The sequence below is a fragment of the Methylophilus flavus genome (genome assembly GCF_042678905.1).
GTDB lineage: Bacteria > Pseudomonadota > Gammaproteobacteria > Burkholderiales > Methylophilaceae > Methylophilus > Methylophilus flavus.
This window is the reverse complement of record NZ_JBHTLN010000002.1, coordinates 466,423-480,770: the sequence shown is the minus strand read 5'-3', so window position 1 is coordinate 480,770 and position 14,348 is coordinate 466,423. Positions and strand designations below refer to the sequence as shown.

At 46.1% G+C, this 14,348-nt stretch carries 15 protein-coding genes and 1 tRNA gene; 7 read left to right on the top strand and 9 right to left on the bottom strand.

Going from position 1 to position 14,348, the window contains the following annotated elements; genetic code table 11:
* The first annotated feature begins 102 nt into the window (after positions 1 to 102).
* On the top strand, positions 103 to 1,944 hold the full coding sequence (locus ACFQ2T_RS12320) for a tetratricopeptide repeat protein (RefSeq protein WP_379034838.1): 1,842 nt from the start codon (positions 103 to 105) through the stop codon (positions 1,942 to 1,944).
* A gap of 74 nt (positions 1,945 to 2,018) precedes the next feature.
* Here the strand turns inward: ACFQ2T_RS12320 and ACFQ2T_RS12315 are convergent, their stop codons facing one another.
* From ACFQ2T_RS12315 to ACFQ2T_RS12295, 5 genes are all read right to left on the bottom strand, one after another.
* On the bottom strand, positions 2,019 to 2,996 hold the full coding sequence (locus ACFQ2T_RS12315) for a FecR family protein (protein ID WP_379034836.1): 978 nt from the start codon (positions 2,994 to 2,996) through the stop codon (positions 2,019 to 2,021).
* Between the two features lie 34 nt (positions 2,997 to 3,030).
* Positions 3,031 to 3,534, bottom strand: coding sequence for an RNA polymerase sigma factor (locus ACFQ2T_RS12310; protein ID WP_379034834.1), 504 nt, complete (start codon positions 3,532 to 3,534; stop codon positions 3,031 to 3,033).
* Between the two features lie 219 nt (positions 3,535 to 3,753).
* A complete protein-coding gene (locus tag ACFQ2T_RS12305) occupies positions 3,754 to 5,031 on the bottom strand; it encodes a c-type cytochrome (protein WP_379034833.1) in 1,278 nt (425 codons plus the stop codon).
* 9 nt (positions 5,032 to 5,040) lie between these two features.
* Positions 5,041 to 7,257 (bottom strand): xanthine dehydrogenase family protein molybdopterin-binding subunit, encoded by a 2,217-nt coding sequence (locus ACFQ2T_RS12300; protein WP_379034831.1) that lies wholly within the window; start codon positions 7,255 to 7,257, stop codon positions 5,041 to 5,043.
* 2 nt (positions 7,258 to 7,259) lie between these two features.
* The gene (locus ACFQ2T_RS12295; protein ID WP_379034829.1) at positions 7,260 to 7,718 is read right to left on the bottom strand and encodes a (2Fe-2S)-binding protein; all 459 of its coding nucleotides are present in this window, start codon (positions 7,716 to 7,718) and stop codon (positions 7,260 to 7,262) included.
* A gap of 568 nt (positions 7,719 to 8,286) precedes the next feature.
* On the opposite strand from ACFQ2T_RS12295, the gene ACFQ2T_RS12290 reads away from it, so the two are divergent.
* The 4 genes from ACFQ2T_RS12290 (at position 8,287) to ACFQ2T_RS12275 (ending at position 10,579) form a co-directional block, all read left to right on the top strand.
* Positions 8,287 to 8,502 (top strand): hypothetical protein, encoded by a 216-nt coding sequence (locus ACFQ2T_RS12290; RefSeq protein ID WP_379034827.1) that lies wholly within the window; start codon positions 8,287 to 8,289, stop codon positions 8,500 to 8,502.
* Positions 8,503 to 8,919: 417 nt separating this feature from the next.
* A complete protein-coding gene (locus ACFQ2T_RS12285; RefSeq protein ID WP_379034825.1) occupies positions 8,920 to 9,669 on the top strand; it encodes a PEP-CTERM sorting domain-containing protein in 750 nt (249 codons plus the stop codon).
* A gap of 73 nt (positions 9,670 to 9,742) precedes the next feature.
* Positions 9,743 to 9,916 carry a PEP-CTERM sorting domain-containing protein gene (locus ACFQ2T_RS12280; RefSeq protein WP_379034823.1) on the top strand — a complete coding sequence of 58 codons (174 nt, stop codon included), beginning with the start codon at positions 9,743 to 9,745 and terminating at the stop codon, positions 9,914 to 9,916.
* A gap of 15 nt (positions 9,917 to 9,931) precedes the next feature.
* Positions 9,932 to 10,579, top strand: a complete 648-nt coding sequence (locus tag ACFQ2T_RS12275; protein ID WP_379034822.1) for a PEP-CTERM sorting domain-containing protein — start codon at positions 9,932 to 9,934, stop codon at positions 10,577 to 10,579.
* 175 nt (positions 10,580 to 10,754) lie between these two features.
* Here ACFQ2T_RS12275 and ACFQ2T_RS12270 read toward each other — a convergent pair whose 3' ends face one another.
* From ACFQ2T_RS12270 to ACFQ2T_RS12260, 3 genes are all read right to left on the bottom strand, one after another.
* Positions 10,755 to 11,030 (bottom strand): hypothetical protein, encoded by a 276-nt coding sequence (locus ACFQ2T_RS12270; RefSeq protein ID WP_379034820.1) that lies wholly within the window; start codon positions 11,028 to 11,030, stop codon positions 10,755 to 10,757.
* Between the two features lie 12 nt (positions 11,031 to 11,042).
* Positions 11,043 to 11,258 (bottom strand): Arm DNA-binding domain-containing protein, encoded by a 216-nt coding sequence (locus ACFQ2T_RS12265; protein ID WP_379035177.1) that lies wholly within the window; start codon positions 11,256 to 11,258, stop codon positions 11,043 to 11,045.
* 163 nt (positions 11,259 to 11,421) lie between these two features.
* Positions 11,422 to 11,506, bottom strand: a tRNA-Leu gene (locus tag ACFQ2T_RS12260).
* A 54-nt stretch (positions 11,507 to 11,560) separates the two neighbouring features.
* On the opposite strand from ACFQ2T_RS12260, the gene queA reads away from it, so the two are divergent.
* Both queA and ACFQ2T_RS12250 read left to right on the top strand, forming a co-directional pair.
* The gene (gene queA, locus ACFQ2T_RS12255; RefSeq protein WP_379034818.1) at positions 11,561 to 12,616 is read left to right on the top strand and encodes a tRNA preQ1(34) S-adenosylmethionine ribosyltransferase-isomerase QueA; all 1,056 of its coding nucleotides are present in this window, start codon (positions 11,561 to 11,563) and stop codon (positions 12,614 to 12,616) included.
* A gap of 184 nt (positions 12,617 to 12,800) precedes the next feature.
* The gene (locus ACFQ2T_RS12250; RefSeq protein ID WP_379034816.1) at positions 12,801 to 13,673 is read left to right on the top strand and encodes a hypothetical protein; all 873 of its coding nucleotides are present in this window, start codon (positions 12,801 to 12,803) and stop codon (positions 13,671 to 13,673) included.
* A gap of 70 nt (positions 13,674 to 13,743) precedes the next feature.
* Here ACFQ2T_RS12250 and ACFQ2T_RS12245 read toward each other — a convergent pair whose 3' ends face one another.
* Complete coding sequence (locus ACFQ2T_RS12245; protein ID WP_379035175.1) at positions 13,744 to 14,346, bottom strand: lytic transglycosylase domain-containing protein; 603 nt, start codon at positions 14,344 to 14,346, stop codon at positions 13,744 to 13,746.
* Positions 14,347 to 14,348 lie beyond the last annotated feature (2 nt).

Sequence of the window (14,348 nt, the reverse complement as noted above, 5' to 3'; positions counted from 1 at the left end):
AAAGATCACTGCCAACTTCTGAATATTCAGAAAATGAGTTATAAAATAAATAAAGAGCGAAGACATCGCCAGCATTTAGTCTCAAATGTAAGGGGCATTAGAATGAACGAATTACAACAAAATACAGAATTCAAAAAGGCTTTGACATTCCATCAAAACGGCAATGTGCTTGAGGCTAAAAACATATATCTCAATTTGTTAGGTGTTTATTCAGATAGCCCTCATCTTTTGAACAATTTGGCCATGCTTGAATTTCAACAAGGACGCTTTGAATCTGGATTGGGTTATGTTGAGAAATCTTTAGGCTTAGACTCAAGCCAATTTGCCGCATATGGAAATCGCGGTGCTGCTCTATTCGCACTTGGAAGGGTGGACGAAGCGTACGATGATTACAATAAAGCGATCGCTTTAAGTAACAATTACGCTGAGGCTTATTACAATCGAGGAATTCTGCATGAGAAATCCGGAAGGCATGAAGAAGCGCTGAGGGACTACGATAAGGCCATTGAAATCAGACCTAATTATACGAACGCTTACAACAATCGCGGCAATGTGCTAAAAGTACTTAAACGATTTGAGGAAGCACTGTTAAATTACGAGAATGCAATTAAATTAAATCCACGCCATGCAGAAGCTCATTACAACCGGGGCGTGATTTTTAAAGAACTCAAAAGCTATCAAGAAGCACTTTCAAGCTACCAACAAGCAATCTCGCTGAAGAGCAATTATGTAGATGCATATAACAATTGCGGAAGCGTCTTAATTGAACTTGGAAGATTTGAAGATGCATTAGCTTATTACCAAAAGGCAATTCAAGCGAACCCCGATTATGCGTATGCTTATACCGGCCAAGGCATTGCATATATGGAGCTCAAGAGATTTGATGAAGCGTTTGCTAGTTTTGAGAAAGCAATCGTGTACAACTTACGAACATGTGAAGCCAGACACAATAAAAACAACACGCTTTACAACGTTACAACTACACCTGACGCTGATGTCGCTGACGCGTTTTGGAATAAAGCCATTCTAAAAATCTTGCTGGGAGAGTATGCAGAAGGTTGGCATTTATATGAATATCGGCGCCATCGCATTGAACAAAAACAATCTTATCCCGATTACAAACAGCCGCTATGGCTAGGTCAGGAATCTGTAAATAGTAAGGTCTTATATATTTACCCCGAGCAAGGGCTGGGGGATTTTATACAGTTTTGTCGTTACATTCCCCTGGTTGAAAAACTGGATGCTAATGTCATTCTGAGTGTGCCTGCACAGCTGTATCCTGTAATAAAAACAATGGGCTTGAATGCCGAAATTGTTATGAAGGATCAGATGGTGGATGCATTTGATTTACATTGCCCGATCATGAGCTTGCCACTGGCATTCAAGACGACATTGGAAAGCATACCCAACACGTTGCCTTATTTGTATTCTGATAAAGTGAAAAAACATGCTTGGGAAGATAGGTTTAAAGCTAGCCAACAACTAAAAGTAGGATTGGTTTGGTCAGGTTCTAAAGACCATAAGAAAGATCATGATCGCAGCATTCGACTGGAGCAACTTGAACCGTTACTAAGCTTGCCAATTGCGTTTTACTCTCTGCAAAAAGAAGTCAGGGAACGGGACATAACGACGTTATCTCGACTGCCTCAGATACGTCAGTTTTCAAACGAGTTAATTGATTTTTCTGATACCGCAGCATTGGTTGATTGCATGGACTTGATCATCACGGTAGATACGTCGGTTGCACATTTGGCGGGGGCAATGGCAAAAAATGTCTGGATACTCATCTCATATTTACCAGATTATCGTTGGATGTTAGACCGGGACGATACGCCTTGGTATCCGACAGCGAAGTTATTCAGACAAGCAAATGTAGGTGATTGGGATAATGTTGTTTTGAATGTTAAATCAGCATTAGAAGAGTTGCTAAGAAAAAACACCTAAGCTTCCTAGAGGAGCAAAAACGAGATGTTAAAAAGGTGTCTAAAAGGTACCTTTTTGTTAAGACAATTACCTAACTACTTGCTTTTAACAAGCGTGTATTGCGGTGTTTCTTTAATCGAAACCGGGGCGATATTTGGTAAGCCGCGCAGGAATTGCTCTATGTCTTTAATATTGATATCTGCTGAAATATTACGGATATCTTTACCCATTGAATGGACTGGTTTTTGACGGTAACGTGAGACTGTCGTTGCGATTTCATTGGTATCGGCGCGATCAAACACCAGCCGGCCATTCAGGAATGCAAACGCATCAGATGCAGGACGATTGACCAGAACGGTTGCATAATTCGGGTAGACTTCGACCACCTGGCCATTGGTGATCACACGCGTTTCAGTCGTTGAATCTTGTTGATTTTGTACCTTGGGCTCCACTTTGACAGTGCCATGGTCTACGCTGACCCGCACCAATTGCTCCAGTTTATTTACAGCAAATCGGGTACCTAATACGGTCACGCGTGCAGTGTCTGTTTCTACAATAAACGGGCGATCAGGATCTTTGGTCACTTCAAAAACAGCTTCACCTTCTTTAAGCAATACGTGGCGCTCGTGCCGGTAGTAGGTGACTTCCATATCACTTTTAGCACTTAACGTGACGTGTGTGCCGTCATCCAGTGTTTTAAACGCAATTTGGCCGACCGGGTTCTGGGCAGCCATTTGCATCACAGGTGTAGCTTGCCAATCCAGGTATTGCTGATGGAAAACATAACTCATGATGCAAAGCAAACTGACCAGGAACAGTTGCCCGATATGGCGCTGCTTTGTTTTACGTTTAGCTTCCTGCGCTAAAAACACTTGCTGTTCGGCTTCATCCGCCAGTGAGGACAATGATTCAGGCGAGCTCATTCTTTGCATGGCGCGCCTGATGCTTTCATACTCGGAGGCATGCATGGGGTCATCTGCCAGCCATTGCTCAAATGCATCACGTTCAGGGGTACCATGTGAATGCTCACGCATCCGCAAATACCACCGTGCTGCCACTTCGCTGACTGTCATTGGTTTTAGCATTAAGTATAGTTTTAAGAGTGAATTAGCGCGCCATTTTTTCCTGGAATGCGCGTATGTCGAGCATAGCACGAATCAGGTGTTTTTCTACCATGCTGGTAGTGATCCCTAAATGCGTTGAGATGTCGCTCTGTTTCATTTCATCCACATGATATAGCCAGAAAACCTGGCGGCATTTTTTTGGCAACAGGTCGATAATCCGCTGCAAATTAAAAAGCATCTGCCGGGTTTCGTATATCTGCTCAGGAGAGCATTCCAGAATAGTTGCAGTTTCGTCTATCTGGTCTTCTTCTACAAAGCGGGTGCGATAACGGTACTCATCCACCATCAGGTGATTGACGATGCCATTCAGGTAGGCCTGCGGCGATTCTTCCCTGGCCGGGTGGCTGGAGACGGCAAAATAGACTAACGCATCATGCAGAATATCTTTTGCACGCTGCACACACGCCGTGCGCCTCCCAATGCGCCGCAGCACATCCGTATACGCCCATTGCAAATCAATCCCAGACCATGCCAATGTATCGTTCATATTCCATCACCAAAAATTTTCATTTCACTGAATCAGGTGCAAAACGCGTGCCATTACATTTGTTTGCAATAAGCGACTGATTCTCAATTAGAAAAATTAAGGATAGGGAATTTTTCCCGAATAAATTCAGGTTGAATGCAGCCATTTTGCTTAAAATTGGCTAACTACAACCACATTTTGCAATGTGGTTGTTGGGTCTAAAGATAATCGCTATTTTATTTAATGCGCTGATGGCGGCATCTTGCGGATTTTAGCAACCGCCTTGGCACTGGTTTCTTCAAGGTTATGATTCCAGGCTTTCTGCATAAAACTCACCAGTTCCGCCACTTCAATATCATTTAACGTATGGCGGAATTTGGGCATGTTGTATGGCGCTGCAACGCCTTGCGGTTTCAGTTGCGGCGAACCGTTCAGGATCACATTGATCAGGGAGGACGGATCCGGGTCCATGACCGCAGAGTTACCGGCTAGTGGCGACAAGTAAGGCGCAACCCCCTTGCCATTTGCCCCGTGACAGGCCGCGCAATATTGTTGATAAAGCCTGGCGCCCTTAAACTTTGTGGGCTGATTGAGTTGAGCCAGAGTGCTGCTGGCATTGTACTGATAGGGCTTCTGGCCTTTGTCGTCCGTACCCTTCACGGTTTTCAGGTATCTGGAAATGCCGGTTAAATCCTCGACACTCATGCCTTCTGTGCTGTTGTTGATCACCGGCGTCATAGTGCCAAATGCAGAACTATGCTGGTTGGCACCCGTTTTGAGGTAGACCAGGATATCGCCTTCTGACCAACGGCCCAGACCGGTATTGTGATCACCACGCAGATTGGTCGCTGACCAGCCCTCCAGCACTTCGCCACTCAGGAAGTGATCTGATTTTTCTGTGAGTGCTTTTTCCTGGAACGCTACTCCACGTGGGGTGTGGCAGGCACCACAATGCCCCAGACCTTGCACAAGGTATGCGCCGCGATTCCAGTGGGCATCCTTTGCCGGGTCAGGTTGATAGACTTCTTTATCGAGAAAGATGGCATTCCATACAGCCAGCGGAAATCTGTAATTCAAAGGCCAGGGGATCTCACTGGCTTTATTGGCCTGACGTACCGGCTTCACCCCATTCATGAAATACACATACAGGTAGTGAATATCCTGGTCACTGACCTTGGCATAGGATGGGTAAGGCATCGCCGGGTAAAGGTGATGCCCATCTTTTGCAACGCCACGCCGCAGGGCTTTGCCAAACTCCGTTTCGGTGTATTTACCGATGCCGGTTTCAGGGTCAGGTGTGATATTGGTGGTATAGATAGCGCCAACTGGCGTCAGCATGGGCAGGCCACCGGCGAAATCTTTACCGTGTGGCGCGGTGTGACATGATACACAGTCGCCTACCCTGGCCAGGTATTCCCCTCTTTTGATATCAGCAGGACTCACGGCAAGCGCCTGTAAAGACCAGGCTAAGGCAACAATGGTGAAGCATACCGTGGTAAGGCGTGATGTTATTTTCATCGTGATTCCTTATGCCTGTAATTGATTACCGATAGGAAGCTTGCGAATGCGTTTGCCGGTGGCCGAGAATACCGCATTGGCCAGGGCAGCGCCGATGGCGGCTGTCCCCGGTTCACCGATACCGCCTGGCGCTTCGGCACTCTTGATCAGGTGCACATCAATCGCCGGCGCTTCGTTGATACGCATGATGCGGTAGTCGCTGAAGTTGTTCTGTTCGACACGGCCATGCTTGATGGTGATCTCGTTGTGCAATACCGCGGTCAGCCCAAAAATAATGCCGCCCTCAATCTGGGCGATGACGGTGTTGGGGTTGACGGTCAGCCCACAATCCACGGCAGAGACCACACGATCAACCTTGACTTCGCCCTGGTCATTTACGGTGATATCCACCACCATGGCCAGAAAGGTACCGAAAGCATGCATGACGGAAACGCCACGCCCCTTGCCTTTTGCCAAAGGCTGGCCCCAGTCACTTTTACTCACGGCTGTTTGCAGCGCTGTTTTCAATCGTGGGGTTTTGTCCAGGAGATCGAGCCGGTATTTCACCGGGTCCACATTGGCCAGGTGTGCGAGCTCATCAATAAAACTCTCCACGACGAAGGTGCCGCGGGTAGGACCAACGCCGCGCCAGAATGCCGTAGGCACATCGCGCGGCTCGACACGTACATAATCTACATACAGGTTGGGTAACTCATAGGGAGGGTCCGCTGACACTTCGACTGCATCCGGATCCACACCGTTTTTGACAGCTGGTGGCGCAAAGCGCGCCATGATGGAGGAGCCGACGATGCGATGCGACCAGGCGACTGGTTTGCCGTCAGCATCCAGCCCGGCGGAAACACGATCATAGTAATAGGGCCGGAACATATCATGCTGGATATCTTCTTCCCGGGTCCAGATCACCTTGACCGGTCCTTTGACCTGCTTTGCAATCTTGACTGCCTGTACCACACCATCAAACTCCAGGCGCCTGCCGAAACCACCGCCAATCAGGAAGTTATGCAATCTGACTTTTTCAACCGGAATGCCCAGGGTTTTGGCGGCCATGCCTTGTGCAAACGTCGGGATCTGCGTACCTACCCAGATGTCGCAGCCCGTAGCACCTACTTCCACCGTGCAATTCATCGGCTCCATCGTCGCATGCGCCAGGAACGGCTGCTCATAAACCACAGCGTGTGTTTTACTGGCACTTTTAAATGCCTTGGTCGCATTGCCTTCTTTTTTGGCAACGGCGCCTGGTTTCTTGGCCGCTTCCCTCAAATCATTGATCAGATCACTTGTGGTGACATCCGTACTCTTGCCTTCATCCCACTTGATATCAAGTGCGCCCAGGCCACGTTTAGCCGCCCAGGTATGTATGCCGATCACCGCCACAGCATTGTCTGCTTTCACCACCTGCAGCACACCCGGCATTTTCAGGGCGCGGCTGTCGTCCACACTAATCAGCTTGCCGCCAAATACCGGGCTGGTGGCGATGATGGCAAACTTGACCTTGTCAGGCGCTGCATCTATGCCAAATTTTGCCAGGCCATTGACCTTGTCCGGCGTATCCAGCCGCCGAGCTGAAGTGCCAATCAGTTTGAAATCTTTGGGGTCTTTAAGGGGGACTTCTTTCGGCACGGGTAGGGTGCTGGCAACCTTCACCAGTTCTCCGTAGCCGAGGTGACGTCCTGAAGCATCGTGATACACAACACCGGACTTCGCGTGACAGGCAGATGGTTCAACCTTCCATTTCTGGGCGGCGGCCGAGATTAACAGTGTGCGGCAAACAGCACCTGCCTGGCGCATGGGATCCCACAGTGCACGGATAGAGGTAGACCCACCTGTCACCTGGGCACCCAACATGGCATCTGCATATAGCTTGTCGTTAGGCGGCGCATGCTCCAGCTTGACCGTCTGGACATCCACCTCCAGCTCCTCCGCCAGCAACATGGGGATAGAGGTATACACACCCTGCCCCATTTCAACCTTAGGCATAATCATGGTGACAACACCGTTAGCATCAATCTTGATGAATGCATTGGGTGCCAGGATATCCTGCTTTGCGTTCGGCTCCGTATACGCCTGAGTCTGTTTGCTCTGGCTAAGCGCAGGCAAGCTAATGCTTAATACCATCCCGCCTGCGGTAGTGGCACTGATGGTGGCGGCAAATTTAAGAAAATTACGGCGCGGAGGATTGGCGACGGTATGTGTGTCGGATAAGCCCTGAATCAGACCTTGTGACATGATCAGGCCCCTTCCTTGGATGCAACCTTGATGGCAGCACGTATTCTGGGATAGGTGCCACAGCGGCAGATATTGCCTGCCATCGCAGCATCAATTTGCTTGTCATCAGGATGCGGGTGCTGACCCAGTAGTGAGCAAGCGGACATGATCTGGCCAGACTGGCAATAACCGCATTGCATCACTTCCAGATCCAGCCAGGCTTTCTGGATAGACTTGCCTGCCGCAGTTTCCCCGACCGCTTCTATCGTTGTGATTTTCTTGTCACCGACGGCAGAGACGGGCAGTACACAGGATCGCGCGGCCTGACCGTCAATATGTACAGTACAGGCGCCGCATTGCGCGATACCACATCCGAACTTGGTCCCGGTTAATCCTACGATATCCCGGATTACCCAAAGCAGAGGCATATCTCCAGGTGCATCCACTTGGTGGGTGGTGCCATTAATACTCAAGCTGACCATTGCTAAATCCTTCCTTGAAAGGGGCGCATCACTTAGTGATGTCGTTTATTGATTTTTAAATGACGAATATGCGATTCTGACAGATAGAGATTGGAACAATTCCAAAACTGAGGCAAGTAAAAATTTCTCAAACTCTTGCCTAAAACTATCAAATGATACAGCTTTAAAAGAGAAGGCATGTAGTAACTGTTAGTCACGCGCCCGCCATGACTCAACTAGCAAAGGAATGTGGCAGTACGTACTATTCGTATAGGAGAACCTGGAAATGCCATGATAAATTTCAGCGTATCGATGAGTTATATAGCGTTTTATACAAGGAGACAATATGCGAAACCTTACACAATCTTTATTGAATAAATGAGACCAGAGGATGAGGCCCATCGTGATAAGTGCCATCATTTCCCTGATAGCTTTGCTAACCGCCTCCTGCACACAGCAATCAATACTCACAACAAATACTTATGAAAAGGCAATGCCGTTTTCCAAGCCAGAAATCAAAAAAGTGGAAACCAACCAAGAGGCAACATGCGCTATATATGCTGCCAAATCAAACATCCGTATATAGCGGATGAAAGCAATCAATGCCTCCATGAATGAGCAAGGCTTAACGCAAAATCAGCAAAACGAAAGATATGATTACTCAATGGCTCACTTGAATGATGGATTAGAAGATTCCGAACAGTGGAAAGACAAGTGCGATGCCTTGAATAAACAGCTTGATCAAATGTACGAGGCAAATCATAAAGCTGGTAATAAATATTTAGATCAGCGCAAAAGCAAATGATTAGGTGGTGGGAATGTTTAAGAGACTGCCAGACATAAAGAATATTTTTAATCAATGATTTAAAGGATTTTTAGATCTTAGTAAGACTTCTTGTAACATTCCGTTGGAGGGAGCCTGAACCGAATGTTGCGTTTAACAATATTATTTAAGTCACTTTAAGTAAATTAGAAATATTATTTACCCTCCTCCCAAAAAAAGTTACCCCAGTTTGATAAAAGTCACTATCTAAAGCTTCATTAAAAAAGCGCTTTGTAGCAGGCAAGTGGAATAAACAATTGGAAAGTCTCACTACCTTTAATTTACTAAGTAAATAAATTAATTAATCTCTATCATTAACCCATTTTGGCTATTGCCAAATTATTATTTTTCAATATGATTTCTCCCTAAAAATTTCAAATAAACAAACAGGAAAAAATAATGAAAAAAATATCTTTGCTCTTCGCTCTCCTTTTGATTTCGGTAAACGCAAGCGCAGCAAGTTCAGCCGGGGCTTCTTTAAGTAACTTTAAGCTCGAGATTATCTCTGGAGATGCTGTAATTCCTTATCTTGATACTTTAAGTATCGATATAAATAACAATGTCAGTAATCAATTCTTAACGTCTGCATATGACCATACTCATTCAGTAGGACTGCCTTTCTCTTTAAACTTGACTACTACTGATGGACTAAGCTCATCTACAGGCATTGCAACAGGATCCTCTCAATTACAATCACTTTCCGCATCTGCAAATACTTCCGGAGGCAGCGCTAACTCGGACGTTTCTGGCAACATGGCATTAGCCTATAAAGCCTTTACATTACTTTCGTTTAGTGCTGATGCTTTAGTGTATGGATCAGCCGATAACCTCAACGTTGATAATTCCAATTCTAGAGCCCAAATTTCTTTATCGACTTCTTCATTTGATGATGCGTTTTCAACCACTTCGATCTATTCTGATTTAACTTCAGGAAGCGGACTATTTGAATCGGGTGACTACTCCTCATCAAAGCGAATTAAATTTTTCTTCTACGATGACAAAGATAGTTTTATTCGCTTGGCAGCAACGGTAAATGCGTCTGCCTATTCCATCCCAGCAGTAACTCCAGTCCCAGAACCTGAGAGCGTGGCAATGTTGCTTGCTGGTTTAGGCTTATTAGGTATTGCTGTACGTAAAAAACAAGCTTAATCAAGCTCACTGACAAGAGGCCGTCGGTTGGTCACTTTACGGTGCAACTAATCCACTATCAGTATATAGAAGCATGAACACTGCAAATGGCTATCCATATCAATGGCTATACTTCACTCCTAAAGAAACACCTGGTTTAAAAATATTAGGCACGCCATTAGCAGCCGTTCCAGAACCAGAAAGCCTAGTAATGCTAATAGCTGGTTTAGGCTTGATAAGCCTATGTGTTCGTAACAGAAAAAACTAAAAGAGAGGATTTGTTTTGAAAATTGTTAAATATGTTGCTCTGACTTTGCTGAGCTTTGGTACGATAATCGCATCAGCTAGCGCACACGCTATTAATCGACTGGAGATTGAGTACTATGGCAATCTGCAAGATTCAACGTGGGGCGTAACAAACTCATATGTTTTCACTGATGCGACGGGAAGTTTTTGGGCTTACACTCCATACTCAGGCAATCCAAACTATGAGCAGTCAGTCAGTTTTATATATGAGTCAAACGTTCGTTTTGAACGGTGGATAACTTTAGCCTTCTCGCCAGATACTCTTGGCTTAAATCGATTAATTCCTGGCATTTATGAAAATGCAGTAGGATTTCCCATGAACACATACGGTCCCGGATTGGACTTTAGTAATACAGGCCAGGGATTTAATACACTTGAAGGTCGTTTCCAAATCTTTGAAATCGAGCGAGATTCTACGGGTAGATATGCATCATTGGCAGCGAGTTTTGAAATAACAGGCAATAATGGAACAAGCAAATACATAACAGGAAAGCTTTGGTACAACACAGATGTTTTCGTTGGTCAAGTAGGTACAGTAAGTACAGTCCCAGAACCAGAAAGCATCGCTATGCTATTCGCAGGTTTGGGTCTATTAGGTGTTGTAGTACGCCGTAAGCAAGCTTAACTGAGGCTTGATAATCAAAGGCCGGGATAACCGGCCTTTATTCTTCCCAAACGCAGGTAGAGGTTTATAAACCTGATTCAGATAGCTATTCATTTGAGTTTATTCAAGCGCAGCAATTCATGCTGGCAGCTTATATCTATAACGGACCATTCTATTTGATGCTACCTGCTCATATTCATGGTCGCCGGCTGGTTGAAAGTATGATCAAACCTATGCCTCCGATTATACTTCCAGCCATTGTAAGCACTGCTGCCACTTCTATCTCCAATAGATAGACAGCAATCCAAGCTCCGGCTAAAGCAATAAAACCACCTATACGAAAAATCCGCCACCCTCCTCTCGCTATTTCTGGGAGTTTTCTTTCAACAAAATCGGTAAATACATAAAAGATTAGAGGAGCTAGAACACAAACAATCTGAGCAACAATCAGCTTTGAGTTCATATTTTCCATAAATTTCCAAAATCACATCAATCTAAAGATCGGATTAAGAACATGGAGTGTGACTTCTGGATATGTACCAAAAGACATTAGTTTGGGTTTACCCAGATGACGGTAACGAAAACGCCACCCTTTAGCACCTTTACTTGTTATCAGTATGGATAGGCCTTGACCGTCTGTGATCGAATAATCTTTCTCAGCTGGTTTAGCATTGCGAAGCTGTGTATCAGTGAGTGCGATATGTATAACATTTCCGTGTGTATAAGAATGTTATACACAAAGTTATACATGGAACGTGTATATGTCAAGCGACGGTATGATATGAAAAAAGGCCTAGATTTTCATCTAAGCCTTTGAATTAATTCGTTTTTGCGTCTTTTTGATACTTCTTGAGAGTATTACATGGTGCCGGGAGCCGGAATCGAACCGGCACGCCTTGCGGCGCTGGATTTTGAGTCCAGTGCGTCTACCAGTTCCGCCATCCCGGCATGGGATATAATGTAGGACATCAAAGACCGCTATTATAACCATAATTTTGATTTATGAGAACTCTAGATTTCGATTTTCATCTTCCGCAGCACTTGATTGCACAACATCCATTACCCAATCGCTCACAAAGTCGCCTGCTGGAAGTCAATGCCACTCACGATACTATCCGGGACAATTTCTTCCGCCAGATCAGCGATCATTTTGAAGCCGGTGATGTATTGGTGCTTAACGATACCAAAGTGATCAAAGCACGGCTTTTTGGGCAGAAAGCCACCGGGGGAAATATCGAGGTGATGATAGACCGCGTATTCGAGTCGCAGGAAGCTTATGCGCAGATCAAATCATCCCGCTCCCCTAAAGCTGGCGGCCTGTTGCACCTGGCAGATGGTTACCAGGCAGAAGTGTTAGGTCGCCATGCCGATATGTTCCATATCCGCCTGCTGGGTAATGAGTCATGGTATGACTTTCTGGAGAGCTATGGTCAATTGCCATTGCCGCCTTATATTGAACATGCAGCCGATACTGCCGATGACACTCGTTACCAGACGGTATTTGCCAAACATGAAGGTGCAGTAGCTGCACCTACCGCAGGGCTGCATTTTGATGAAAAGTTGCTCAACACACTGGCTGAAAAAGGCGTGCATGTACGCTATGTCACCTTGCATGTGGGTGCGGGCACTTTCCAGCCGGTGAAAGTGGATAATATTGCCGAGCATCATATGCATAGCGAGGTGTATCACCTGCCGGAAGAAACCATTGCAGCTATTCTGCAGGCGCGGTCAGCAGGCAAACGTGTGACTGCGGTGGGGACGACTTCATTACGTACGCTGGAAAGTGCAGCGCGTGCCGGGAAACTATTTGCGCACCATGGCGAAACCGATATTTTCATCACGCCTGGGTTTGAGTTTCAACTGGTCGACCGGCTGATCACTAACTTCCACCTGCCTAAAAGTACCTTGATGATGCTGGTTTCTGCCTTTGGCGGCTATGATCTGCTCAAGCGTGCTTATGCCCATGCCATTCAGGAATCTTACCGGTTTTTCAGTTATGGCGACGCCATGCTGATCACACGTGTAACATCGCAAACAATTCAAAAAAGTTCTGATTAGGTGGAATTTCCAAGCCAGACCAGGCGCGAGTAAAAAATTGACGAAGTATATATTTGATATATGAGGAGAGTTTATTTGCGAGCAACAACATATGGCGACGAAAGTGGGCTTAATCAGCATTTTTTAAAACTTGTCGCTTAAAATAGCGTCCATACAACACCCATAAAAACAGGATCACGGAGATATGCAATTGAATACAAAATTACTAAGCGGTTTGGCACTGCTATGCCTGTCGCTTGCCAGCCAGGCAGAAATTCTGCCGGAAGCAGAAGTCGGCATTAAAATCCCGCTCGCCAAGAAACCGACGACGCGCCCGATGACTGTGGCTTATTTGCCCGGCAACCAGCATTACTATATTGCGGATGGCGGCCTGGCACCTATGGGTACCGAGTTTGAAGCACCCATTTCAAAATCGGAAGTGCATGCTTATACTGCCAATGGCCAATACGTGAATTCAGCCAAGCCGGGATTTGATAACCGTTCACTGTATTACAACGCCAACTCCAACAAGCTTGAAACGATTACTTACAACATTTCTACCGCCGCAGGTTTTTCACCTAATACAGGCATCTTTAGTATCGAAGTTAACGACAAGGGTGAAGTGCTCACCAGTTCTGGTGATATTTCCCAGTTTAACCCCGCTTTTGGCGACGCTGGCACCATGCCAAGTTACGATGCTGCCAGCAATCTTTATTATGCCAAGCAGGAACACGGCAACCTGGTGTTTGTGGTGGACAACAAGCAGCGCGAAAAGCTGAAAGAAATCAAACTGGATTTCAGCAAGGCACAAGTTGCATATGATGATGTGAGCGACCACTTTGTCGGCTTTACCGGTGTGGCTGGCAATGAGCTTGCCCTGCTTGATGTTGACCATAAAACCGTATTGATTTTTGACCTGAATGGGCAGTATGTCGGTAAAAGTGCGTTGCCTAAAACCATGAAGCTGCGTTCACACAACCATTTCAATGGCGCCGGTTACAGCAACGGCATGCTGTTCGTTTATCACGAGAATGAAGGCGAGTTTGGCACTTATTACGGATTCAAAGTCGTCAAATAAAAGTGGCTAAGTAAAAATGTATATAACAAAAAACCGCGCAGCAGCGCGGTTTTTTTCAATCAGCCAGGCCTTATTGGCTGGCAATATTCATTTTTAGCGGAGAGTCATAATGCCAGTGATTACGCCAGGCACCTACCACAAGGTTAGGATATTCCGGCTTGCCCAGGCTACCATTATAGCGGCCTAAGGCGCGATAATAATCCCCGCGTTCGATATCCAGGTAGTGCCGCAAAATCGTGCAGCCGTAACGCAGGTTCAGGCGCATATCAAACAGGTTATGCTCGTTGGCACCTATGCTTTTCACCCAGAACGGCATCACCTGCATATAGCCACGCGCACCGACACTGGAAAGTGCATATTTCTTGAAACCACTTTCAACCTGTATCAAGCCCAGTACCAGTTGCGGATCCAAGCCCGCACGCGTCGATTCATAATGCACTGACTTTAAAAAGTCTTCACGGTATTGTGTATCCGGCATGCGTTTTGTTAACCGCACTGACATCTCCTGCAACCATTGCTGCGCCGTCTGCTCGGTGTCAAACAGCAAGCGAGGTGCTGCCACATCGCTGACTGATTTTTGCATCACAGATTTGACGCTGTTAGCTAACGGCTCTTCTTTCTGGTTACCGGCCAGGGTGATTGACGACCATAACAACAGGCCGGTCAACATCATGG

Bases quoted from the DNA above. Each gene is read 5' to 3' on its own strand.
- ACFQ2T_RS12320 (WP_379034838.1), top strand. From the start codon at position 103: ATGAACGAATTACAACAAAATACAGAATTCAAAAAGGCTTTGACATTC.
- ACFQ2T_RS12315 (WP_379034836.1), bottom strand. From the start codon at position 2,996: ATGACAGTCAGCGAAGTGGCAGCACGGTGGTATTTGCGGATGCGTGAG.
- ACFQ2T_RS12310 (WP_379034834.1), bottom strand. From the start codon at position 3,534: ATGAACGATACATTGGCATGGTCTGGGATTGATTTGCAATGGGCGTAT.
- ACFQ2T_RS12305 (WP_379034833.1), bottom strand. From the start codon at position 5,031: ATGAAAATAACATCACGCCTTACCACGGTATGCTTCACCATTGTTGCC.
- ACFQ2T_RS12300 (WP_379034831.1), bottom strand. From the start codon at position 7,257: ATGTCACAAGGTCTGATTCAGGGCTTATCCGACACACATACCGTCGCC.
- ACFQ2T_RS12295 (WP_379034829.1), bottom strand. From the start codon at position 7,718: ATGGTCAGCTTGAGTATTAATGGCACCACCCACCAAGTGGATGCACCT.
- ACFQ2T_RS12290 (WP_379034827.1), top strand. From the start codon at position 8,287: ATGAAAGCAATCAATGCCTCCATGAATGAGCAAGGCTTAACGCAAAAT.
- ACFQ2T_RS12285 (WP_379034825.1), top strand. From the start codon at position 8,920: ATGAAAAAAATATCTTTGCTCTTCGCTCTCCTTTTGATTTCGGTAAAC.
- ACFQ2T_RS12280 (WP_379034823.1), top strand. From the start codon at position 9,743: ATGAACACTGCAAATGGCTATCCATATCAATGGCTATACTTCACTCCT.
- ACFQ2T_RS12270 (WP_379034820.1), bottom strand. From the start codon at position 11,030: ATGGAAAATATGAACTCAAAGCTGATTGTTGCTCAGATTGTTTGTGTT.
- queA (WP_379034818.1), top strand. From the start codon at position 11,561: ATGAGAACTCTAGATTTCGATTTTCATCTTCCGCAGCACTTGATTGCA.
- ACFQ2T_RS12250 (WP_379034816.1), top strand. From the start codon at position 12,801: ATGCAATTGAATACAAAATTACTAAGCGGTTTGGCACTGCTATGCCTG.
- ACFQ2T_RS12245 (WP_379035175.1), bottom strand. From the start codon at position 14,346: ATGATGTTGACCGGCCTGTTGTTATGGTCGTCAATCACCCTGGCCGGT.